Below are 257 nucleotides of genomic sequence, written 5' to 3' on the forward strand. Positions count from 1 at the left end.
CTGAGCGGAGGTACTGCGATGACGACGAAACTGATTCATGCTGTAACTGTTTCGGAAAGTTTGAGCTTTATGAATGGCCAGTTGCGCTATTTGAAGAGACGGGGCTTCGAGCCGAAAGCTTTGAGTTCTATGGGGCCTGGATTTGAGGAATTTCAATCAAGTGAACAAGTGGAAATGCTTGAATTGGCAATGGACAGGGGCATCTCGCCGCTGCAAGATGCACAGTCGCTCGCCCGGTGCATCGCGCTGTTTCGCCG

The 257-nt window shown here is 51.4% G+C and carries 1 protein-coding gene; it reads left to right on the forward strand.

The window, feature by feature from the left end; translation table 11 throughout:
* Positions 1–18: 18 nt before the first annotated feature.
* On the forward strand, positions 19–257 hold a 239-nt coding region (locus R0J87_RS22160; RefSeq protein ID WP_498889012.1), incomplete at its 3' end, for a hypothetical protein.

The sequence above is a fragment of the Halomonas sp. SIMBA_159 genome, assembly GCF_046536035.1.
GTDB classification, from domain to species: domain Bacteria; phylum Pseudomonadota; class Gammaproteobacteria; order Pseudomonadales; family Halomonadaceae; genus Vreelandella; species Vreelandella venusta_A.